Raw genomic sequence first — 4,891 nt, 5'->3', positions numbered from 1 at the left:
CAAGCGCATCGGCCGCGCCGGCCTGCCGATGGCGCGCGCCATCGATACGCTCGACATCGCCCGGCGCAAGTTCCCCGGCGCGCAGAACAATCTCGACGCGCTGTGCCGCCGCTTCAATGTCGACAATTCGGGGCGCGAAAAACATGGCGCGCTGCTCGACTCGGAATTGCTGGCGGAGGTCTATCTGGAGTTGAAGGGCGGGCGGCAGCCGGGCCTCGTGCTTCAGGCCGACATCGAGGCCGCGCGTGTGAGCGGCGCGGAACCTGTAAAATCGCAGGCCCGTCCGCGGCCCGAACCGCTCGCCCCGCGCCTGACCGATGCCGAACGCGAAGCGCATGACGCCTTTATCGGCGGCTTGCGCGGCGAGCCCTTGTGGCGGGCGGCGAAGAGCTAGTTCGCCAGGATCAATCGGCTGAAATCAGTTGGGCTGGCCGGCGCCGGCTGGCTCCTGCGCCATCTGCTGGCGGCGCTGCTGATAGAGACTGACGAAATCGATCGGATCGATCATCAGCGGCGGATAGCCGCCATCGCGCGTCAGGTCGGCGATGATCCGGCGCGCGAAGGGAAAAATCTGCCGCGGGCATTCGACGACGAGCACGGCTTCCAGATTTTCTTCCGGAATGTTGGTCAGCCGGAAGAGACCGGCATAATCGAGTTCGACCAGGAACATTGTCCGGTCCTTGGTCTTGGCCTCGGCGCCGAGCTTCAGGGCCACTTCATAGTCGGTGTCGCTCATGCGCTGGACGCCGACATCGACCCGCACCGAGATGCCGGGCTGCTCGTCGGTCGGTCCGAGCGATTGCGGCGCGTTCGGATTCTCGAACGAAACATCCTTCACATACTGGGTCAGCACACGAAGCTGCGCGATGGCCGGTTGACCGGCAGCGTCCGCTTCATTGGTTGTATTTTGATCCGACATTCTGGCCGCTCCCGGTATTCCTCAGAAAAGCATTCGTTCGGCAAATATGAGGCTGCTGGCTACCACGGAACGTCATTGGCGACAAGAAATCCGGTCCCTCAATCGTCGGAGGACTTCGGCGGCAATCGGCGCGCGGCCGGCTCTTTTTCGCACGCATCGCCTTGCTCCTCCTCGACCTCCCAGTCTTCCGCTTCGATGATCGGGCCGCCATCGGGACCCCGCCGCATATGGGCGGTACGAACATGAACTTCGGCCCGCAGCGCAATCCGGCGTGCGGCATATCGCGCCACGCTGCGGCGCAACGGCGCGACCAGCAGCAGAAGGCCGACGCCCGAGGTCAGGAAACCTGGAGTAACCATAAGAACGGCGGCGATGAACAGGATCGCGCCATCCAGCATCTCGGCCATCGGCGGCTCGCCGCGTTGCAGGGCGGCTTGCGCCCGCTGCAGCGTCGCCGGACCTTGCAGCCGCATCAGCCAGACGCCGGCAAACGCGCTCAGTGTCACAAGGCCGATCACCGGCCAGAGACCGATCGCCTCGCCCGCTTCGATGAAGACGGCGATCTCGGCGAGCGGCAGGCCGGCAAGGATCAGGAAAATGAGGACAGGCAAGGCACTTCCAGCGGCAATGAGGCCCGCAAGGGCAAAATGGAGGGCAATCCGTCGCGACGGCTCCGGTAGCAAAACCGCTTCGATTGCCCTAGGTTATAGATACAGTAGCGAGCAGCACGGTGCGCGTCACCCACAAGGCGGCGCGGCGTTGTTGTTGCGCTCTTTAAACCAGAAGCCGGCAAGGTTGGCGCCGGTTCACAGGCAAGGCTCATCGAGCGAATGGACGGCGGCTTGACACTTATCAACATCATTCTGCTCGCAATCGCGGTCGGCGTCTTTCTGAAGCTCAGAAGCGTGCTTGGCCGACGCACCGGCCATGAGCGCCCGCCTTACGATCCCTATTCCGACACAGGCAACCCCGCAGGTCCCAATCCGTCGGGCAACGACAAGGTCGTTACGCTGCCCACCCGCCCGCGCGCCGGACAGGCCGAAAGCGCGGCCCGCGGCCGCACCGTCGATGCGGCGGGCGATCCCTTCGCCGAGCCGTTCGAAATCCGCAACCGCTGGCGCGGCATTGCCGAGGATGGCACGCCGCTGGCCGATGCGCTGAATGCGATTGCGCGGATCGACCGCGGCTTCGATGCCGAAGCATTTCTTGGCGGCGCGCGCGCGGCCTATGAAATGATCGTCACGGCTTTCGCGGAAGGCGACCGCGCCGCGCTGCGGCCCTTGTTGAGCGCCGATGTTTTCGCAGGCTTCGAAGCCGCCATCGCCGAGCGTGACAAGAAGGGTCAGCATGTCGAGCAAAGCTTCATCGGCATCGACAAGGCAGTGTTGAGTTCCGCCTCGCTCGACGGCAGCCGCGCCCGCCTCACCATCAGCTTCCGCAGCCAATTGACCTCCTGCGTCAAGAACGCCGACGGCGTCGTGATCGAAGGCGACCCGGTGACGATCCGCGAGGTCAACGATATCTGGACCTTCGAGCGTGACGTGAAGAGCCGCGACCCGAACTGGAAGCTGGTCGCGACCGGCGCTTCCGCCTGACGGACGCGGCGATGCGCGGGGCTGCGCGCCTTTTCTTTCCGATCGCTGTTCTGCTCGCCGTTCTTTCCTGCGCGCCGGGGGCGCATGTCATGGAGGCTCGCGCCGATTCCCGCATAATGAGTTTCGCCGATCTGCCCGGCTGGGCCGACGACGATCATGCCGCCGCGCTGGCGGCCTTCGCGCGCTCCTGTACGCGCATCGTCAAGCTCGATGCCGCCGCACCGCTCGACAGCAAGACAGGCACCTCCTCGATCCATGGCCGCGCCGGCGACTGGCAGCCGGCCTGCGCCGCCGCGCTTCAACCGGTCGCACCGGGTTCGGCGCGCGGGTTTTTCGAACACTGGTTCCTGCCGGTCCGCCTGCCGGCGGAGCGCGGTCTTTTCACCGGCTATTACGAACCTGAAATGCGCGGCGCGCTGACCCGGCATGGGGTCTATCAAACGCCCATCCTTGCGCCGCCGCCGGGTTTTGTGATGCGCGCGGGCGGCGCCGGTTTTCCGACCCGCAGTGAAATCGAGGACGGCGCGCTCGATCACGGATCGCTGGCGCTGGTCTGGCTCGAAAGCCCGGTCGATGCTTTCTTTCTGCATGTGCAGGGTTCGGGCCGGGTGCGTCTCGAAAGCGGCGAAACGGTCCGCCTCGCCTTCGCGGCGAAAAGCGGCCACGAATATACCTCCATCGGAAAAATCCTGATCGACCGCGGCGCCATCCCGCGCGAGGAAGTCTCGATGCAGACGATCCGTGGCTGGATGGAAGCCAATCCGGCGGAGGGCCGCAACGTCATGCGGCGGAACGATTCCTATATTTTCTTCCGTATACTGAGAAATATCGATCCGGAACTGGGCCCCCCCGGCGCCGAACAGGTGAACCTGACACCGCGCCGCAGCCTCGCCGTCGATCGCGCGCATCACCCGCTGGGTGCCCTGTTCTGGCTGACGACGCGCCACCCCTCGCCCGACGGCGGCAGCGAGGTGCCCTTCGCGCATCTCGTGGTCGCGCAGGATACGGGCTCGGCCATAAAAGGCGTTCAGCGCGGCGACATCTTTTTCGGCTCGGGCGACGAGCCTGGCGAGATCGCGGGACGCATGAAGGCCGAAGGTGAGCTGGTGGCGCTGTTGCCGAAAACCATCGCGCCCCGATAGCCGGGAGCGCGGAAATGGCAACCGGCGGCAACAAGACCGACGACGGCAAAAAGGTTCCACGCCGCCGCGTCCGCCCGCTGACCGAAGAAGAGCGCAAGCTCTGGCGCGCCGTGGTGAAGGATGCAAAGCCGCTCGTCCGCCGTCGGAAGAAAGCCGACGCCGAAATCCTGCCGGCCGAGCCCGCCGAACGCGTGGCGGCCATTCCTCCGGCTGCGCGACCCGTCGTCTTCCGGGTGTCGCCACCGGCGCTTCTCAAGCCCCCGAAAGCACGCCCGCCGGAGCCGCCCCCGCTGACGGGTCTCGATCGCCGCGTCAGCCAGCGTCTTGCCCGCGGGCAGGCGGAAGTCGAGGCGACGCTCGACCTTCACGGCCATAACCAGCATGAGGCGCATGACGCATTGCTGTCTTTCCTGACCCGCGCCCGGGCACGGGGTCTGCGCTGTGTGCTGGTCATCACGGGCAAGGGCGCATCGCCCTATGCCCGCCACACGCTGCATGGCGCGGACTTCTATGAAGTGCCCGAGCGCCAAGGCGTGCTTCGCAGCGCCGTGCCGCGCTGGCTTGAGGAGGCAGCCTTCCGCACCCACCTTTCGGGCTTCCAGCCGGCTCATCCGAAACATGGCGGTGGCGGTGCCTTTTACATCTGGCTGCGCAAGAAACGATGACGCCCTTCGGCAAGAAATTGCGTGAGCTGCGCCGCGCACGCGGCGTGACCATGAAGGAGATGGCGGCGGCGCTGAGGGTGACGCCGGCCTATCTCTCGGCGCTGGAGCACGGAAAGCGTGGCCGCCCGAGCTGGCGGCTCGTGCAGGCGATCGTCGGCTATTTCAACGTGATCTGGGACGAAGCCGAAGAACTGGAGCGGCTGGCGCGGCTGTCCCATCCGCGCATCGTCATCGACACGTCAGGTCTTGCCCCCGAGGCAACGGAAGCGGCGAACCGTCTTGCCGAGGAGATCGCCGAGCTCGGTCCGGTCGAAATCGCCCGCCTCTTGGCAATTCTCGATGGGCGCAAGCGGCGCAAAAGCGAATGACTCGCCGGAGGTGAAATAAATCGAGCGCGACGACTCGCAACCGGCGAAGTCCCTTAAATATGGATTCGCTCATTGCAATTTCAGGCGGGCTTGAAGATTCGCGCTCCGGCGCATGGACGAATGCGCGCGAAGCCGATTCAATGAAGTTTCCATAATATTTGCCGCAACGGCAATCAATGCCCGACCGTCCGCCCCACAATTC

General features: G+C 65.2%; 7 protein-coding genes. 5 read left to right on the top strand and 2 right to left on the bottom strand.

The features are described 5' to 3' along the window. A partial coding sequence (locus tag WEB61_RS05600) for an exonuclease domain-containing protein (protein ID WP_368063344.1) occupies positions 1 to 394 on the top strand: 394 nt, incomplete at its 5' end. 24 nt (positions 395 to 418) lie between these two features. Here WEB61_RS05600 and secB read toward each other — a convergent pair. After that, positions 419 to 919: a protein-export chaperone SecB gene (gene secB / locus WEB61_RS05595; protein WP_368063343.1), complete on the bottom strand. Its 501-nt coding sequence runs from the start codon at positions 917 to 919 to the stop codon at positions 419 to 421. A gap of 98 nt (positions 920 to 1,017) precedes the next feature. Continuing rightward, on the bottom strand, positions 1,018 to 1,530 hold the full coding sequence (locus WEB61_RS05590; RefSeq protein ID WP_368063342.1) for an FxsA family protein: 513 nt from the start codon (positions 1,528 to 1,530) through the stop codon (positions 1,018 to 1,020). 231 nt (positions 1,531 to 1,761) lie between these two features. On the opposite strand from WEB61_RS05590, the gene WEB61_RS05585 reads away from it, so the two are divergent. The 4 genes from WEB61_RS05585 to WEB61_RS05570 all read left to right on the top strand — a co-directional run bounded on the left by WEB61_RS05585 (position 1,762) and on the right by WEB61_RS05570 (position 4,689). Then, positions 1,762 to 2,514: a Tim44/TimA family putative adaptor protein gene (locus WEB61_RS05585; RefSeq protein WP_368063341.1), complete on the top strand. Its 753-nt coding sequence runs from the start codon at positions 1,762 to 1,764 to the stop codon at positions 2,512 to 2,514. 116 nt (positions 2,515 to 2,630) lie between these two features. Beyond that, complete coding sequence (locus WEB61_RS05580) at positions 2,631 to 3,656, top strand: murein transglycosylase A (protein ID WP_368063340.1); 1,026 nt, start codon at positions 2,631 to 2,633, stop codon at positions 3,654 to 3,656. Between the two features lie 14 nt (positions 3,657 to 3,670). Further along, on the top strand, positions 3,671 to 4,321 hold the full coding sequence (locus WEB61_RS05575) for a Smr/MutS family protein (protein ID WP_368063339.1): 651 nt from the start codon (positions 3,671 to 3,673) through the stop codon (positions 4,319 to 4,321). Continuing rightward, entirely contained in the window at positions 4,318 to 4,689 is a 372-nt protein-coding gene (locus WEB61_RS05570; RefSeq protein ID WP_368063338.1) for a helix-turn-helix domain-containing protein, read from the top strand. The genes WEB61_RS05575 and WEB61_RS05570 overlap by 4 nt, the downstream gene beginning before the upstream one ends. Positions 4,690 to 4,891: the final 202 nt, after the last annotated feature.

Origin of the sequence: Parvibaculum sp. (assembly GCF_040882025.1) — a bacterium.
Classification (GTDB): domain Bacteria; phylum Pseudomonadota; class Alphaproteobacteria; order Parvibaculales; family Parvibaculaceae; genus Parvibaculum.
This window is presented reverse-complemented; position numbering and strand designations above follow the sequence as displayed.